Below are 15,704 nucleotides of genomic sequence, written 5' to 3' on the forward strand. Positions count from 1 at the left end.
GCGGCTCAGGCAAGAGTAACGGGACCGGGCCCGATCACCACGTGGGTACTATCGGGACGGTGCGGCATCTGAGGGGCAATCTGGCGGCGATCGGGGTAACCGTCCTCGTACTCGCCGTCCTCGGGGTGGTCGCGGGATACGTCTGGTCGGCGCTCGCCCCCGCCGCGCGATACGTGCTGATCGACGGGACGCCGCATCTGGCCGACCCCGAGTCGCAGTCGCTCATCGAGGCCGACGGCTGGTTCGCCGTGGTCACCGGCGCGTTCGGCCTGGCCTGCGGGATCGTGGGCTACGTGCTGTCGCGCAAGCAGCCGGTCCAGGTCCTCATCGGGCTCGCCGCCGGCGGGCTGCTCGCCGGATATGTCGCCATGCTGGTCGGCAGTACGGCCAAGGGCGGGGTCCAGGCGGCGGGACCGGACGGCTACACCACCACCACCTCGCTGGACCTGACCGCGCACGGCGTGCTGTTCGCCTGGCCGCTCCTGGCCACCGCGGTCTTCTGGGTCATCGAGTTCGCCGTGACCTACAACCAGCGGGGCGGCACGCCCCAGGCCCTGCCGCCGGGGCCTAAGCTCTGACGAAGCCCGGCTGGGTCCGCCAGAAGCCGGTCGCCTGTTCGAAGGCGTGCCCGAGGCGCAAGACGTCCATGTCGGCCCATGGCCTGCCGACGATCTGCAGGCCGACCGGCAGGCCGTCGGGCGTGAACCCGCACGGCACTGACATCGCGGGCGCGTGCAGCACGCTGATCCAGTAGCACGACCGCATCCAGGCCAGGTAGTCGGGCATCTCCACCCCGGCCACCTCGGTGACGTACGGCTGCTCGACCGGGAACGGCGGCACCTGGCTGACGGGCGCGACCAGGAAGTCGTAGCGGCCGAAGAACTCGCGCATGCGGTGGAACAGGCCGGTGCGCAGCCGCTCGGCCCTGGCGAGGTCGGCCCCGGTGACCTTCCGTCCCTGCTCGACGTTCCAGGCCACGTTGGGGCCCACCTCGGGGAGGTCGCCGAAGTTGAGCGCGTAGAACCACGACCGGTAGACGCGGAACGCCTCCTCGGCAGCGGACAGGTCCAAATCCACCCGCTCGACCTCGACCCCCAGCGCGGCCAGCGTCTCGGCCGCCCGCGCCGTCGCCGCCGCGGTGCGGGGATCGACCGGCAGGCCGCCGAGGCCGGGGCTGAAGGCGACGCGGACCCCGGCGAGGTCCATGTCGAGCGACCCCGCGAACGCCGAGCCGTCCTCGCGGATCGAGAACGGCGAGACCGGGTCGAACCCGGCGATGGCCGACATGAACAGCGCCAGGTCGCCCGAGGTGCGGGCCATCGGCCCCGGCACGCTGAGCGTGTACCAGGCCGCCGTCGCCGACTTCGCCGGCACCCGTCCCGGGGTGGGCCGCAGACCGGCCACGTTGCAGAACGACGCGGGGTTGCGCAGCGAGCCGCCCATGTCGGAACCGTCGGCCAGCGGCACCATCCGGCAGGCCAGCGCCGCCGCCGCGCCGCCGCTGCTGCCGCCCGCGCTCTTCGACAGGTCGTACGGGTTGCGCGTCGCCCCGAACACTTCGTTGACCGTGTGCGAGCCGGTGCCGAACTCCGGGGTGTTCGTCTTGCCCAGCGCGATCCCGCCCGCCTCGCGGATGCGCCGCACGAGCGGGTCGTCCTCGGTGGGCACGTGGTCGGCGAACGCCCGCGAGCCGTACGTGGTCCGCACGCCGGCGGTGTCGGCGAGGTCCTTGTGCGCGACCGGGATGCCGTGCAGCGGGCCGCGCACCAGGCCGCGCCGCAGGTCCTCGTCGGCGCGTGCGGCCTGGTCGAGCGCGCGCTCGGCGGTCAGCGTCACGATGGCGTTGACCCGCGGGTTCGTCTCCTCGACGCGGCGCAGGCAGGCCTCGGTCAGCTCGACGGCGCTCACCTCGCGCGCCCGCAGCAGCGCGGCCATCTCCGTCGCGGTGAGGTCGGCCAGCTCGTTCACGGCTCCCCCGTTCGGTGTGGTTCCCCGGCCAGTCTTACGGCCGCGGAGCCGTACGGGCGATGGCAACAGTAGACAGGCTCAGAGCTTCGCGATGGGGGCGGTCACCGCCTGGGCGAGCCGGATGAGGTTGCCCGGCGCGGTCTCGATCTGCAGCCCGCGCCGCCCGGCGGAGAAGAAGATCGTCTCGAAGCCGAGCGCGGACTCGTCCACGACAGTCGGCAGCCGCTTGCGCTGGCCGAGCGGGCTGATGCCGCCGACCACATAGCCGGTGACCCGTTCCACCTTGGCCGCCTCGGCCATCGCCGCCCGCTTGCCCTTCAGCGCCGCCGCGAACGCCTTGAGGTCGAGCTTGCCCGCCACCGGCACGACCGCGACCGCGAGGCCCGTCTCGGTCTCCGCCACCAGCGTCTTGAAGATCCGCTCGTACGGCAGGCCGAGCGCGTCGGCCGCCTCCTCGCCGTACGCCTGGGCGTTCGGATCGTGGTCATAGGGGTGAAGGGTGAACTCCGCCTTCGCCTGCGTGAGGGCGACCGTCGCCGGAGTGCCCTGGCCGCCCTTGCTCTTGGTCTTGCTCACGACGGCAAGCTTAAGGTCGCTCCGCCCCGGCCGCTTAAGGTCGCTCCGCTCCGGCCGCTTAAGGTCGCTCCGCTCCGGCCGCTTAAGGTCGCTCCGCTCCCGGCGGGCGACCGCGTCAGGGGAGCGTTCAGGGGAGGACGGAGCGTACGGCCTCGGGGGAGCGGGCCACCACGGCGGTGCCGTCGTCGGCGGTGATGATCGGCCGCTGGATCAGGATCGGGTGAGCGGCCATGGCCTCGATCCACCGCCCGCGGGCCGCCTCGTCGCGCGGCCACGACTCCAGGTCGAGCTCGGCCGCGACGGGCTCGCCGAGGCGGGCTACGTCCCAGGGCTCCAGGCCGAGCCGGCGCAGCACCTCGGTGAGCTCCTCCGCGCTCGGCGGGTCCTCCAGGTAGTGCCGCACGGTGTATCCGGCGCCCTCGGCGTCGAGCAGCGACAGGGCCGACCGGCACTTCGAGCAGGCCGGGTTGATCCAGATCTCCATGCGGTCATTGTCCCGCCCGGCGGAGCGTAAACAGGGCTTCATGCCCACCCGGCGAATGGCAAAACGATCTAAAGGGGACAATTTCTTCACGTGGCCTTTTGTCGATGGGAGTGGCCGAGCGGGAGGGCAGCAGATGGGAACGGTCAGTGGTGTCGTGGGTGACGTCGCGAAGGGACAGGCATGCCTGTTCGGCGGGCTCGGGGTGTGCGTCACCCTCCGGCCGGAGGGTCTGGCGGTCAACCACGGCATGAGCTACTTCGGTGTCCACTGGCAGACCCTGCTGCCGTACGCCGCGGGTCTCGCGGGCGCCGCGCTGTTCACCCACCGGGCGCTGCGCGACGCGGCGGCCCGCACGCCGCACCCCGCCCACCTACGGCGGATGGCCGGCTCGTTCGTCGTGCTGCTGGCCGGGATCGTGCTGACGCCCTACACGCTGGGCGGGGTGGTCGACTGGGCGCACCGGGGGCTGGGCGCGGCCCTGTTCGTGCTCCAGCTCCTGCTGGCCGTACGGCTCGTCGCGTGGGCCCACGGCGACGCGGTCGGCGTCGCGTTCTTCCTGGTCCAGCTCGGCGGGGGCGTCCTCGCTGCGGTGTACGTGCTCCAGACCGAGGGGCTGCTCATCCACGGCGAGGCGACGTTCCAGCTCGGGTTCGCCCTGGTGCTGGCCAGGACGCTCCCGCTGCTCGCGCCCCCGATCGCCGCGGCGGCCGTGGCCGCGGGCGGCGCGCCCGCCGCCGCACCCGCAGCCGCACCCGCCGCCTCCCCGGCGACGGTCTCATGCCAGTGAGACGGTGATCGGCCCGCCGCGCGGGTCCGCGCCGGACAGCAGCGACGACGGCACCCGGAACACCCGGCCGGGGGAGACCGGCCACGGCAGCGTGCGGCGGGCGATCTCCCGGCCGCCCTGCGTCACCACGACCCTCGCGACGGCGCGGTGCTCGTCCGGCCACAGCAGGATCCGGCGCCGGGGCGGCGCGCCCGCACCCGGCCTGACCAGGCCGGGGGAGACCCATCGGAACGGCGTCCCGGCCCGCAGCGGGATCGCACCCGCGTCCGTCGACGTGCCGCCGAGGTGGTCCAGGACGTGCCGCACCACGTGACGGCCGTCGAGTGCCGCCACGTCGGCGGTGTCCACGGGGTGGATCAGGTTGCCGACCGCGAACACGCCGGGGCGGCTGGTGGCCAGGGTGTTGTCCACGACCGGGCTCCTGCTGCCCGGGTCCATCGCCAGCCCGGCGGCCCGGGCCAGCTCGTGGTCCGGGATCCAGCCGCCGGTGAACACCACCGTGTCGCAGGGCACCGTGCGGCGCTCGCCCGTGCGCAGGTCCTCGACCTCGACCGACTCCACGGCGTCGCGCCCGTTGATCCGCACGACCCGGGTGGCGGTGGCGACGGGCACGCGCAACAGGGCCCGCCCCGGCACGCCGAACGCCGCGTACGACTCGGCGCGGGCGTGCTCGCTGGTCATCAGCACGGTGCGGCAGCCCGCCGCGCGCAGGGTGAGCGCGGCCGACCAGCTCACCGGCTCGGCCCCGACGACGACGGCCCGCGTGCCGGCCCTGCCGCGATGCAGGTGGACCAGGTTCTGGAGCTGCCCGGTCGTCAGCACGCCCGGCGGGCGGTCGCCCGGCACCATCCGGGCCGTACGGGGACGTTCCCGCGCACCGGTCGCCAGGACGACGGCGCGGGCGTCCACCCGGAGGCGGCCCTCCGGGGTGGTGACGTCGAGGGCACGCTCCCCTGCCCACCCGGTGACCATGGCCGAGGTGCGCACCCGCGCCCCGGCCTCCAGGGCGCGGTTGGCCAGCAGGCGGGCGTACGCGGGGCCGGTCATCACCGTGCGCAGGTCGCGCAGGCCGAAGCCGGTGTGGTGGCTGTGCCGGGGGATGCCGCCCGCCTCCCGCTCCCGGTCGAGCACCAGCACCCGCAGGCCGGCCGCCGCGAGACCGGCGGCGGCGGTCAGCCCGGAAGGGCCGCCGCCCACGACGGCGACGTCGGTGGTGACGCGCATCACGATCCCTCCACGCGGGCGAGGCGCCCGGCGATCTCGGCTCCGCAGTAGAAGCCCTGGCAGCGGCCCATCATGGCCCGGGTGCGGCGGCGCAGGCCGTCGAGGTCCGCCGGGGGGAGGGGAGAGGCCAGGGCGTCCCTGATCTCCCCGGCGGTGACCCGTTCGCAGAAGCAGACCACGGTCCCGTACGCCGGGTCGCGGGCGATGAGGTCCTCGCGCAGGTACGGCCGGGGGAACGCCTCGCCGATGTTGGGCATCCGGGGCGGCTCCGGCAGGCCGTCGCGTACGGAGGTGACGAGGCCCGCCTCGGCCAGCAGCCCGGCGGCGTGCTCGGCGAGCGCCATCGACGCGGTCAGCCCGGTCGACCGGATGCCGCCGAGCACGAGATAGCGCCGCCCGGCGTCGAGGTGGACCTGGTAGTCGCCGTGCTCGGTGGCCGCCCGCAGCCCGGCGTAGGAGGCGGTGACCTCCTCGCTCATCAGTGCGGGCATGAGCGCGAGGCCCTTGTCCACGAGGAACGCGAACCCCTCCTCGGAGGTGGAGGTGTCGGCGCGGTCGCGCAGGTCCTCGGCGGTGGGGCCGAGCATCACGTTGCCGTAGATCGTCGGGCTGATCAGCACGCCCTTGCCGCGCGAGCTCGGCACGGGCAGCACGATGCGGGTCGCCAGCGGCCTGGCCATCTTGTCGAAGACCAGCAGCTCGCCCCGGCGCGGCGTGACCGTGAACCGCTCGTGCCCGAACAGGCGGTCGACGGCGTCGGAGCCCAGCCCGGCGGCGTTGACGACCCAGCGGGCCCGCAGCGGGCCCCGGTTCGTCCGCAGCACGGTCGCCTGCCCGTCGTCGTGCTCGACGCCTTCGATCCGGGTGTTCAGCAGCACGCGGGCCCCCCGCGAGAGCGCCTCGGTGGCGTACGCGAGCGTGGTGGTCCACGGGCAGACGATCGACTCTCCGGGCACGGTCAGCCCGCCGAGCGCACCCGGGCCGAGGGCCGGGACCAGCCGGTAGACCTCGTCAGGCCCGACGATCTCGCACTCCCGATATCCGTTCTTCGCCGCCTTGTCCGCCAGCCCGGGGAGCGCGGCCAGCTCCTCGCCGGTCCAGGCGACCAGCAGCGCGCCGGTCCGCTCGACCGGGATGCCGGTGCGCTCGGCGTACCCGCCGAGCAGCTCGTATCCCCGCCGCACCAGGCGCGACTCCAGCGTGCCCGGTGTCGCGTCGAAGCCGGTGTGCAGGATCGCGGTGTTGGCCTTGCTGGTGCCGTCGCCGACGTCCGGGCTCGCCTCGGCCAGCACGACCGACAGCGCGCGGCCGTCGTGTGCGCGTCCCGCCAGCTCGCGGGCCACGGCCGCGCCCACCACGCCGCCGCCGACCACCGCCACGTCGACCGTCTCGCCCGGCAGCGGCCCCGACCTGCTGACGCATCCGCTCGCGCATCCGCTCACGCGTCCCTCCCCGTCTCGATCGCCGCGCGGACACCCCGCCGCCAGCGCGTCATGAACTCCTCCGCCCGGTCCGCCGGCCAGCGCGGCTCGTACGTCGTCGCCGGGGCCCACGCGGGCACGGCGCCGGCCACCGTGAGCGAGGGGGTCACGGCGAGGCGGGCCAGCGCGGCGGCGCCGAGCGCGGTCGCGTGCGGCGACGGATAGACGTCCACCGGCGCCTGCAGCAGGTCGGCCTGGGCCTGCATGAGCGCGGCCGACCGGGTGAGGCCGCCGTCCACCCGCAGGCGGGCCAGCGGGCGGCCGAGATCGGCCGCGACGACCGCCGCGAGGTCGGCCACCTGGGCGGCGATGCCCTCCAGCACGGCGCGGACCAGGTGGCCGGGCCGGGTGGACAGCGTCATGCCGAGGAACGCCCCCGTCGCGTCCGGCCGCCACCAGGGCGCGGCCAGCCCGGCCAGCCCGGGGACGAACAGCGCGCCCTCGGCGTCCGGCTCTGCCAGCGCGTCCAGGTCGGCGGCGTCGCCGACGAGGCCGAGGCCGTTCAGCCACCGCACCGCGGAGGCGGCCGTGTAGACCTGGCCGTCCACGCAGTAGGGCGTGGCCCCCCTGGCCCGCCACGCCACCGACGTGGTCAGGCCGGAGGCCGAGCGCACGGCCCGCTCACCGGTGTTGGCGAGCAGGAACGCCCCCGTGCCGTACGTGCACTTGGCCTCGCCGGCCGACAGGCAGCCCTCGGCGAGCAGCGCGGCCTGCTGGTCGACGACCAGGCCGCCGACCGGGATCTCCCCGCCGAAGGCCCGGGTCGTCCCGATCACCTCGTCGCAGGCGGCGATCGCGGGCAGGTGCTCGCCGTCCAGGCCGAACAGGCCGAGCAGCTCCCCGCTCCACTCGACCGTGTCGAGATCGAGCAGCGCCGACCTGCTGGCGGTCGCCGCGTCGGTGACGAACTCCCCGGTCAGGTGGTGGACGAGCCAGGTGTCGCTGGTCGTCACCACACCCTCGCGGGTGAGATTGCGGCGGATCCACGCCATCTTCGGCGCCGAGAAATACGGGTCGAGCACGAGCCCGGTCAGCTCGGCGATCCTCCCGGCGTGCCCGGCCAGATCGGCGCAGACCTCCTCGGCCCGCCGGTCCTGCCACACCAGGGCGGTCGTCAGCGGCTCGCCGGTCGCCGGGTCCCAGGCCAGCACGGTCTCGCCCTGGTTGGCCAGCGTGACCGCGCCGACGGGCACGCCCGCCGCCGCGACCGCCTCCCGCCCGGCGGCCAGCACCGAGTCGAGCAGTTCCCGCGGGTCCTGCTCCACCCGCCCGCCCGGCAGGTACGCGGGACGGACCGGCGCCTCGGCCGGCGCGAGGACCGCGCCGTCGCCGTCCACCACGAGCGCCTTGGTGCCCGAGGTGCCCTGGTCGATCGCGAGCACGGCAGGGGGATGGGACATCGATCGTCTCCTGGCGGGAGCTGGGGGTCGTGACGGCCAGCCTATGGGTTGATCACTTCGGCACCCGCGCTGACCAGGGCGGACGTGATCGGCTCCGGGGGTTCCGCGTCGGTGATGAGACCCGACAGGCCGTCCAGTGCGCACACCCGGTAGGCGGCGACCCTGCCGTGCTTGGAGCCGTCGGCGAGCACGTACGTCAGGGCGGAGCCGGCGAGGATCACGCGCTTGGTCGCGACCTCGTCCAGGAAGTAGTCGGTGAGCCCGGCCTCCGCGTCCACCCCGCCCGAGCCGAGGAACGCCACATCCGCCCGCAGGTCCCGGAAGAACCCCAGCGTGTGCGCGTTGGAGACGGCGAGGTCGCCCTGCCGTACGCGCCCGCCCGCCACCAGCACCTCCACGCCGGGACGGCCCGCGAGCTCGGCCGCCACCAGCAGCGAGCAGGTGGCGACCACGCCACGGAAGGACGGGGGGACGGCCCTGGCGACGTGGACGGCGGTGGTGCCGACGTCGATGATCACGGTCTGGCCCGGGCGCAGCAGCCGCGCCGCGAGCTCGCCGATCACGGCCTTCGCCTCCGACCGGCTGGTCGAGCGCTCCAGATAGGACAGCTCCTCGCCGGTGCCGGACGGCGCCGAGGTCGCCCCGCCGTGCACGCGGACGAGCAGCGCCCGGCGCTCCAGGATCGCCAGGTCGCGCCGGACGGTCTCGTGGGAGACGCCGAGCAGCGCGGCCAGGTCCTCGGTGCGGACGGTTCCCTTCCGCCCGAGGGTCTCGATGATCCGCTGGTGACGCTGCGCCGGAAGCACGAGATCCACCCCTGACCGAGTGTGACTGTTCTTGCCCGAGAGTGTGGATGGATGCCCGGAAAGCTGTCAACCGCGGGCCGCGTAAAACAGGCGGACGCGAAGATTCCCAGCTCCCGAGGGGTGTGCCGACCGGTGAAACGCCCGTTTCGAATGCTGGACACACGCGGATCGCTCCCTGGTCGTCCGTAGACTGGGACGGTGATTTCCCGTATCGACCTGCGCGGGTCCCTTCCTGCCGACCTGCGCGACGTGCTGCCCCGCGCCGAACTCGACGTCGAGGCCGCCCTGGAGAAGGTGCGGCCCATATGTGAGGACGTACGCCATCGCGGCGCGGCAGCCGTACGGGAGCTGACCGCGCGGTTCGACGGCGTCGGGCTGGAGTCGGCCCGGGTGCCCGCCGAGGCGCTCGCCCGCGCCCTGGAGGAGCTCGACCCGGCCGTGCGCGCGGCGCTGGAGGAGTCGATCCGCCGCGCCCGCCTGGTCCACCGCGACCAGCGGCGCACCGACACCACGACGCAGGTCGTGCCGGGCGGCACGGTAACCGAGCGCTGGGTGCCGGTCGACCGCGTGGGGCTCTACGTCCCCGGCGGCCGGGCCGTCTATCCCTCCAGCGTGGTCATGAACGTCGTCCCCGCCCAGGAGGCGGGCGTGCCCTCGCTGGCCGTCACCTCGCCCGCCCAGAAGGAGTTCGGCGGGCTCCCGCACCCCACGATCCTCGCCGCGTGCGCGCTGCTCGGCGTCGACGAGGTGTACGCCGTGGGCGGCGCCCAGGCCGTCGCGATGTTCGCCTACGGCACCGAGGAGTGCCGCCCGGCCACGATGGTGACCGGCCCCGGCAACATCTGGGTGGCCGCGGCCAAGCGCCTGCTCAAGGGCCGCATCGGCATCGACTCCGAGGCCGGCCCCACCGAGATCGCGATCCTCGCCGACGAGACCGCCGACCCCGTGCACGTCGCGGCCGACCTGATCAGCCAGGCCGAGCACGACGTGATCGCCGCCTCCGTGCTGGTCACCACCAGCGTGGAGCTGGCCGACGCCGTGGAGAAGGAGCTGCCCGGCCAGGTCGCGGCGACCCGGCACAGCGAGCGCATCACCGAGGCGCTCGCCGGCCGCCAGTCGGGCATCGTGCTCGTCTCGGGCATCGACGACGGCCTCAAGGTCGTCGACGCCTACGCCGCCGAGCACCTGGAGATCCAGACGGCCGACGCCCGCGCTGTCGCCGCCCGGGTGCGCAACGCCGGTGCGATCTTCGTCGGCCCGTACGCGCCGGTGTCGCTCGGCGACTACATGGCGGGCTCCAACCACGTGCTGCCGACCGGCGGCTGCGCCTGCCACTCCTCGGGGCTGTCGGTGCAGACGTTCCTGCGCGGCATCCACGTCGTGGACTACACCCGCGAGGCGCTGGCCGGGGCCGCGCCGTACGTGTGCGCCCTCGCCGACGCGGAGGACCTGCCCGCCCACGGCGCCGCCGTCCGCGCCCGCTTCGACTGGGAAGTGCCCGCATGACGACCCTCGACGACCTGCCGATCCGCGACGACCTGCGGGGCAAGCAGCCCTACGGCGCGCCGCAGCTCGACGTGCCCGTCCAGCTCAACACCAACGAGAACCCCTACCCGCCGTCGGCCGCGCTGATCGACGACCTCGCCCGTGCCGTACGGCAGGGCGCGGCGACGCTCAACCGCTACCCCGACAGGGACGCCGTCGAGCTGCGCAAGGACCTCGCCGACTATCTCGGCCACGGGCTGACGGCCCGCCGGCTGTGGGCGGCCAACGGCTCCAACGAGATCATCCAGCAGATCCTCCAGGCGTTCGGCGGCCCCGGCCGCTCCGCCATCGGGTTCGAGCCGTCCTACTCGATGCACCCGATCATCGCGGGCGGCACGAACACCCGCTGGATCGAGGGCCTGCGCGACGAGGACTTCGCGATCGACCCGGACGCCGCCGTGGCCGCGATCGAGGAGCACCGCCCCGACGTGGTGTTCCTGACCTCGCCGAACAACCCGACCGGCACGGCCCTGCCGCTGGAGGTCATCCAGCGGATCCTCGCCGCCGCGCCCGGCATGGTCGTGGTCGACGAGGCGTACGCCGAGTTCGCCCGCACGGGCACGCCGTCGGCGCTGACCCTGCTGCCCGGCAACCCCCGGCTGATCGTGACCCGCACCATGTCGAAGGCGTTCGCGATGGCCGGCACCCGGCTCGGCTACCTCGCCGCCGACCCGGCGGTGGTCGACGCCCTGCTGCTGGTCCGCCTGCCCTACCACCTGTCCACGCTGACCCAGGCGGCGGCCCGGGTGGCGCTGGCGCACCGCGAGGAGCTGCTCGGCACGGTCGACGCGCTGCGCGCCGAGCGGGACGCCACCGTCGGCTGGCTGCGCGGGCGCGGCCTGAAGGTCGCCGACTCCGACGCCAATTTCGTGTTGTTCGGTACCTTTGCGGATCGGCGGTCCGTATGGGAGGGACTGCTCGATCGCGGGGTGCTGATCCGGGAGACCGGTCCCGCTGGCTGGCTGCGCGTGTCGATCGGCACGCCGGAAGAGATGGCGGCGTTCCGCGCCGCGCTGGAGGGGGTCCTCGCATGACCGAGCTCAACGAGCGCCGCGGCCGCGTCGAGCGCACCACGAAGGAGACGTCGGTGCTGGTCGAGGTCGGCCTCGACGGCACCGGGATCGTCGACGTGTCCACCGGTGTCGGCTTCTACGACCACATGCTCGCCCAGCTCGGCAAGCACGGCCTGTTCGACCTGACCGTGAAGACCGAGGGCGACCTGCACATCGACGCCCACCACACGATCGAGGACACCTCGATCGCGCTCGGCGCGGCGTTCCGCGAGGCACTGGGCGACAAGTCGGGCATCCGGCGGTTCGGCAGCGCGTCCTGCCCGCTGGACGAGGCGCTCGCGCAGGTCACGGTGGACCTGTCCGGCCGGCCCTACCTCGTGCACACCGAGCCCGAGGGCATGGCCCCGATGATCGGGCCCGACTACGACACCACCATGACCCGGCACATCCTGGAGTCGTTCGTCGCGCAGGCGGCGGTCTGCCTCCACGTGCACGTGCCGTACGGGCGCAACGCCCACCACATCGTGGAGGCGCAGTTCAAGGCGCTCGCGCGGGCGCTGCGCGAGGCGTCGGAGCGCGACCCCCGGGCGACCGGCGTGCCCAGCACGAAGGGCGTGCTCTGATGACCTTCGCGTCCGGGGGGATGATCTTCATCGGTCTCTTCCTGATCGGCGGGGTCATCTCGGGCATCCGGCAGGGCCTCAAGCTGCTGGCGGCGCTCGCCGGCGTCGGGGCCGTCATGGCGATCACGGCGGGGGTGATGTGGTGGCAGTGAACAGGCGGGTCGTCGTCCTCGACTACGGGTCGGGCAACCTCCGCTCGGCCGAGCGGGCGCTGGCCCGCGTCGGGGCGGACGTCACCGTCACCGCCGACTTCGACGCGGCCCTCGAGGCGGAGGGGCTCGTCGTGCCCGGCGTCGGCGCGTTCGCGGCCTGCATGGAGGGGCTCAAGCGCGTGCGCGGCGACCAGATCGTGGGCCGCCGCCTGTCCGGCGGGCGCCCGGTGCTCGGGATCTGCGTCGGCATGCAGATCCTGTTCGAGAAGGGCGTCGAGCACGGCGTCCACACCGAGGGCTGCGGCGAGTGGCCCGGCACGGTCGAGCGGCTCGACGCGCCCGTGCTGCCCCACATGGGGTGGAACACCGTGACCGCGCCCGAGGGCAGCGTGCTGTTCCGCGGCATGGAGGAGGGGACGCGCTTCTACTTCGTCCACTCCTACGGGGTGCGCGAATGGCGGCTGCAGGCCGGCGACGGCTTTGAGCAGCCGCTGGTCGCCTGGGCCGAGCACGGCGTGCCGTTCGTGGCCGCGGCCGAGAACGGCCCGCTCATGGCCACCCAGTTCCACCCGGAGAAGTCGGGGGACGCGGGGGCCGTGCTGCTGTCCAACTGGCTGAGCACGTTGTGAGCGTGTCCGGCAGGCGAAATATCGAGGCAGCGGTGCGACACTGGGAACCGGCGGGGCCGCGGCGCGTACGGCCGGCCAGGCAGAGGCCGTGACCGGACCTGAGCGGGAGGCCCGATGAGCAAGGAACGGGCCCGTCGGAGGGCAGAGCGCGAAGCCGAGCGCGAACGCCTCGCGGCGGCCCGGGCCGAGCGTGAGGCGAGGGCGGCCAGGCGGCGCGAGATGCGCGAGCGGCTCGTGGGGCCGCTCGCCGGAGCCGTGGCGGCGGTGCTGCCACGACCGGCCAGACCCGTGCGGGTGGCCCGGCAGCGCGGGTATCTCGCCCGCCGCCGCCGCACGGAGAACGGCGTCGTCGTCGTGCTGTGGTTCCTCGTCCAGGTGCTCGCCTGGATCCTGCTCGACTCGTGGATGGCCCGCCTGGGCGTGTTCCTCGGCTCGATCCTGCTGCTCCCGGTGCTCGTCACCATCGTTTTCGACCGGAGGTCATGAATAAATGTCGCTCGTATTGCTCCCGGCCGTCGACGTCGCCGACGGCCAAGCCGTCCGCCTCGTGCAGGGCGAGGCGGGGACGGAGACCTCGTACGGGGATCCGCTCGCCGCCGCCCTCGCCTGGCAGAAGGCCGGCGCGGAGTGGATCCACCTGGTCGACCTCGACGCGGCGTTCGGCCGGGGGAACAACCGCGAGCTGCTCGCCTCCGTCGTCGGCGCGCTGGACGTGAACGTCGAGTTGTCCGGCGGGATCCGTGACGACGCCTCTCTTGAGGCCGCGCTGAGCACCGGCTGCCGCCGGGTCAACATCGGCACGGCCGCGCTGGAGAACCCCGAGTGGTGCGCCAGGGCGATCGCCGAGCACGGCGACCGCATCGCGGTTGGACTCGACGTGCGCGGCACCACGCTGGCCGCCCGCGGCTGGACCCAGGAGGGCGGCGACCTGTGGGACGTGCTCGACCGGCTGGAGTCGGAGGGCTGCCCGCGTTATGTCGTCACCGACGTGACCAAGGACGGCACGCTGCGCGGTCCCAACCTCGACCTGCTCCGTGAGGTGTGCGCGCGGACCGACCGCCCGGTCATCGCCAGCGGCGGGGTGTCGTCGCTCGACGACCTGCGCGCGATCGCGACGCTCGTGCCGGACGGCGTCGAGGGCGCCATCGTGGGCAAGGCGCTGTACGCCCAGGCGTTCACCCTGGAAGAGGCGCTCGCGGCGGTGAAGTCCGCATGAGCGAGCGCGACCCCTGGCGCATGCCGTTCCGGGCCGAAGGAGAGGAGGCGGCATGAGCATGGAGATGCCCGAAGGGCGGATCTCCTCCGGCGGCCCGTGGGAGGACCGCTACGGCTACGCCCGCGCGGTCGTGGCCGGGCCGCACGTGCTCGTGTCCGGCTGCACCGCCACCGTGGGCGGCGAGGTCCAGCACGTGGGCGACGCCTACCAGCAGACGCTCACCGCCTTCTCCATCGCGCTGGACGCCGTGGAGAAGGCCGGCATCACCCGGGCCGACGTGGTGCGGACCCGCCTCTACGTGGTGAACGCCGACGACTTCGATGCCGTCGGCAAGGCCCACGGCGAGGTCTTCGGCGACGTACGGCCCGCCTGCACAAGCGTGCAGGTCGCCGGGCTGGTCGACGAGCGCATGCTGGTCGAGGTCGAGGTCGAGGCCTACCGGCCGGTGGAACGTGGCGACTGCGGAGGCTGAGCGATGACCGTGGCGGTGCGGGTGATCCCCTGCCTTGACGTGGACGCGGGCCGGGTGGTCAAGGGGGTCAACTTCGAGAACCTCAGGGACGCCGGCGATCCGGTCGAGCTGGCCGCGCGCTATGACGCCGAGGGGGCCGACGAGCTGACCTTCCTCGACATCACCGCCTCCTCGGGCGAGCGCGAGACCATGCTCGACGTGGTGCGCCGTACGGCCGAGCAGGTGTTCATCCCGTTGACGGTCGGAGGCGGCGTGCGGTCGGCCGACGACGTCGACCGGCTGCTGCGCGCGGGCGCCGACAAGGTCGGCATCAACACCGCGGCCATCGCGCGGCCGGAGCTGCTGACCGAGACCTCGCGCCGGTTCGGGTCGCAGTGCATCGTGCTGTCGGTGGACGCGCGCCGGGTGGTCGACGGGCCGCCCACGCCCTCCGGGTTCGAGGTGACGACCCACGGCGGGCGCCGGGGGACCGGCATCGACGCGGTGGAGTGGGCGCGTCGCGGGGAGGAGCTCGGCGTCGGCGAGATCCTGCTCAACTCCATGGACGGCGACGGCACCAAGTCGGGATACGACCTGGAGATGCTGCGTGCCGTACGGGCGGCGGTGAGCGTCCCGCTGATCGCCTCCGGCGGCGCCGGGCGGCTGGAGGACTTCCCGCCCGCCGTGGAGGCCGGTGCGGACGCCGTGCTGGCCGCCTCGGTCTTCCACTTCGGCCAGCTCAAGATCCACGAGGTCAAGGACACGCTGCGCGCGGCCGGTCACCCGGTGCGCTGACCGCCCGCCGGGGGCCGGAATCCGGCCCCCGGCCGGTGGGTGCTCAGTCGATGTCGATGATCGCCGTGGGGTAGGCGTCCGGGCCCGTCCCGAGCGACGACGACGCCATCGACTGGTACTGCCACTGCCCCTGGAAGGCGCCGCCGTGGCCGCCGTGGCCGCACCAGTCGTCGCCCCAGCACGTCGTGGCGGCGGACGCCTCGTGAGCGGGCTGGGCCGCCGCGAGACCGAATGCGGCGAGGAACGCCAGGCCCAGCAGGCTCGGGAAACGCTTGGCACGCATAGCTGTCTCCTGTCCGTCAAAGGATCACGCGGCGCTCCGGAGTCCGCCCTCCTCAAATGGTCAGCCGGACATCGCACAACCGTCCATCCCAATCACCGCAAATAGGACGATAGTGGGCGAAAACCGGCATACGCGATTGTGTGTTCTTTATCGTGATTTCGGGCAGGGTCGGGTGTGCGCGGAGCGCGAGGGGCCGTCCCCAGAGGTCGCCGAGGCCGTCCGGCGGGCGATGACGGGGCGTTCGCGGAGTATGCGCCTATGGAGCGCGGAG

General features: G+C 73.7%; 19 protein-coding genes. 11 read left to right on the forward strand and 8 right to left on the reverse strand.

The window, feature by feature from the left end:
• Window positions 1–59 precede the first annotated feature (59 nt).
• On the forward strand, window positions 60–578 hold the full coding sequence (locus HCK04_RS01615; RefSeq protein ID WP_142645055.1) for a hypothetical protein: 519 nt from the start codon (window positions 60–62) through the stop codon (window positions 576–578).
• Here HCK04_RS01615 and HCK04_RS01620 read toward each other — a convergent pair.
• From HCK04_RS01620 to HCK04_RS01630, 3 genes are all read right to left on the reverse strand, one after another.
• Window positions 568–1,968 carry an amidase gene (locus HCK04_RS01620; RefSeq protein ID WP_142645056.1) on the reverse strand — a complete coding sequence of 467 codons (1,401 nt, stop codon included), beginning with the start codon at window positions 1,966–1,968 and terminating at the stop codon, window positions 568–570. The genes HCK04_RS01615 and HCK04_RS01620 overlap by 11 nt on opposite strands.
• A 78-nt stretch (window positions 1,969–2,046) precedes the next feature.
• Window positions 2,047–2,544, reverse strand: coding sequence for a Cys-tRNA(Pro) deacylase (gene ybaK / locus HCK04_RS01625; protein ID WP_142645057.1), 498 nt, complete (start codon window positions 2,542–2,544; stop codon window positions 2,047–2,049).
• Between the two features lie 127 nt (window positions 2,545–2,671).
• Window positions 2,672–3,028, reverse strand: coding sequence for an arsenate reductase family protein (locus HCK04_RS01630; protein ID WP_142645058.1), 357 nt, complete (start codon window positions 3,026–3,028; stop codon window positions 2,672–2,674).
• A gap of 133 nt (window positions 3,029–3,161) precedes the next feature.
• Between HCK04_RS01630 and HCK04_RS40880 the strand changes: the two genes are divergently transcribed.
• Window positions 3,162–3,815, forward strand: a complete 654-nt coding sequence (locus tag HCK04_RS40880; protein WP_185948900.1) for a hypothetical protein — start codon at window positions 3,162–3,164, stop codon at window positions 3,813–3,815.
• Here the strand turns inward: HCK04_RS40880 and HCK04_RS01640 are convergent.
• Genes HCK04_RS01640 through HCK04_RS01655 form a run of 4 tightly spaced genes read right to left on the reverse strand, consistent with a single transcriptional unit; the run spans window position 3,804 to window position 8,735 of the window.
• Window positions 3,804–5,039 carry an FAD-dependent oxidoreductase gene (locus HCK04_RS01640; RefSeq protein WP_142645225.1) on the reverse strand — a complete coding sequence of 412 codons (1,236 nt, stop codon included), beginning with the start codon at window positions 5,037–5,039 and terminating at the stop codon, window positions 3,804–3,806. The genes HCK04_RS40880 and HCK04_RS01640 overlap by 12 nt on opposite strands.
• Window positions 5,039–6,481 (reverse strand): NAD(P)/FAD-dependent oxidoreductase, encoded by a 1,443-nt coding sequence (locus HCK04_RS01645; protein ID WP_221889845.1) that lies wholly within the window; start codon window positions 6,479–6,481, stop codon window positions 5,039–5,041. The genes HCK04_RS01640 and HCK04_RS01645 overlap by 1 nt, the downstream gene beginning before the upstream one ends.
• Window positions 6,478–7,920 (reverse strand): FGGY family carbohydrate kinase, encoded by a 1,443-nt coding sequence (locus HCK04_RS01650; RefSeq protein WP_142645059.1) that lies wholly within the window; start codon window positions 7,918–7,920, stop codon window positions 6,478–6,480. Before HCK04_RS01650 ends, HCK04_RS01645 begins: the two co-directional genes overlap by 4 nt.
• A gap of 41 nt (window positions 7,921–7,961) precedes the next feature.
• The gene (locus HCK04_RS01655; protein WP_260617020.1) at window positions 7,962–8,735 is read right to left on the reverse strand and encodes a DeoR/GlpR family DNA-binding transcription regulator; all 774 of its coding nucleotides are present in this window, start codon (window positions 8,733–8,735) and stop codon (window positions 7,962–7,964) included.
• A gap of 189 nt (window positions 8,736–8,924) precedes the next feature.
• Between HCK04_RS01655 and hisD the strand changes: the two genes are divergently transcribed.
• From hisD to hisF, 9 genes are all read left to right on the forward strand, one after another.
• Window positions 8,925–10,232 (forward strand): histidinol dehydrogenase, encoded by a 1,308-nt coding sequence (gene hisD, locus HCK04_RS01660; protein ID WP_142645060.1) that lies wholly within the window; start codon window positions 8,925–8,927, stop codon window positions 10,230–10,232.
• Window positions 10,229–11,305: a histidinol-phosphate transaminase gene (locus tag HCK04_RS01665; RefSeq protein ID WP_142645061.1), complete on the forward strand. Its 1,077-nt coding sequence runs from the start codon at window positions 10,229–10,231 to the stop codon at window positions 11,303–11,305. The genes hisD and HCK04_RS01665 overlap by 4 nt, the downstream gene beginning before the upstream one ends.
• Window positions 11,302–11,907, forward strand: coding sequence for an imidazoleglycerol-phosphate dehydratase HisB (gene hisB, locus HCK04_RS01670; RefSeq protein ID WP_030509942.1), 606 nt, complete (start codon window positions 11,302–11,304; stop codon window positions 11,905–11,907). The genes HCK04_RS01665 and hisB overlap by 4 nt, the downstream gene beginning before the upstream one ends.
• Complete coding sequence (locus HCK04_RS01675) at window positions 11,907–12,059, forward strand: hypothetical protein (RefSeq protein ID WP_167530285.1); 153 nt, start codon at window positions 11,907–11,909, stop codon at window positions 12,057–12,059. The genes hisB and HCK04_RS01675 overlap by 1 nt, the downstream gene beginning before the upstream one ends.
• The gene (gene hisH, locus HCK04_RS01680; protein ID WP_168065573.1) at window positions 12,056–12,688 is read left to right on the forward strand and encodes an imidazole glycerol phosphate synthase subunit HisH; all 633 of its coding nucleotides are present in this window, start codon (window positions 12,056–12,058) and stop codon (window positions 12,686–12,688) included. The genes HCK04_RS01675 and hisH overlap by 4 nt, the downstream gene beginning before the upstream one ends.
• Window positions 12,689–12,802: 114 nt before the next feature.
• Window positions 12,803–13,174: a hypothetical protein gene (locus HCK04_RS01685; protein WP_142645063.1), complete on the forward strand. Its 372-nt coding sequence runs from the start codon at window positions 12,803–12,805 to the stop codon at window positions 13,172–13,174.
• Between the two features lie 4 nt (window positions 13,175–13,178).
• Window positions 13,179–13,904 carry a bifunctional 1-(5-phosphoribosyl)-5-((5-phosphoribosylamino)methylideneamino)imidazole-4-carboxamide isomerase/phosphoribosylanthranilate isomerase PriA gene (gene priA, locus HCK04_RS01690; RefSeq protein WP_142645064.1) on the forward strand — a complete coding sequence of 242 codons (726 nt, stop codon included), beginning with the start codon at window positions 13,179–13,181 and terminating at the stop codon, window positions 13,902–13,904.
• A gap of 52 nt (window positions 13,905–13,956) precedes the next feature.
• Window positions 13,957–14,376, forward strand: coding sequence for a RidA family protein (locus tag HCK04_RS01695; RefSeq protein ID WP_205829677.1), 420 nt, complete (start codon window positions 13,957–13,959; stop codon window positions 14,374–14,376).
• A gap of 3 nt (window positions 14,377–14,379) precedes the next feature.
• Complete coding sequence (gene hisF / locus HCK04_RS01700; protein WP_142617152.1) at window positions 14,380–15,150, forward strand: imidazole glycerol phosphate synthase subunit HisF; 771 nt, start codon at window positions 14,380–14,382, stop codon at window positions 15,148–15,150.
• A gap of 43 nt (window positions 15,151–15,193) precedes the next feature.
• On the opposite strand, the gene HCK04_RS01705 is transcribed toward hisF, so the two are convergent.
• Entirely contained in the window at window positions 15,194–15,433 is a 240-nt protein-coding gene (locus tag HCK04_RS01705) for a hypothetical protein (protein WP_142617153.1), read from the reverse strand.
• Window positions 15,434–15,704: the final 271 nt, after the last annotated feature.

This window comes from Microbispora sp. CL1-1 (assembly GCF_012034195.1).
Lineage (GTDB): Bacteria > Actinomycetota > Actinomycetes > Streptosporangiales > Streptosporangiaceae > Microbispora.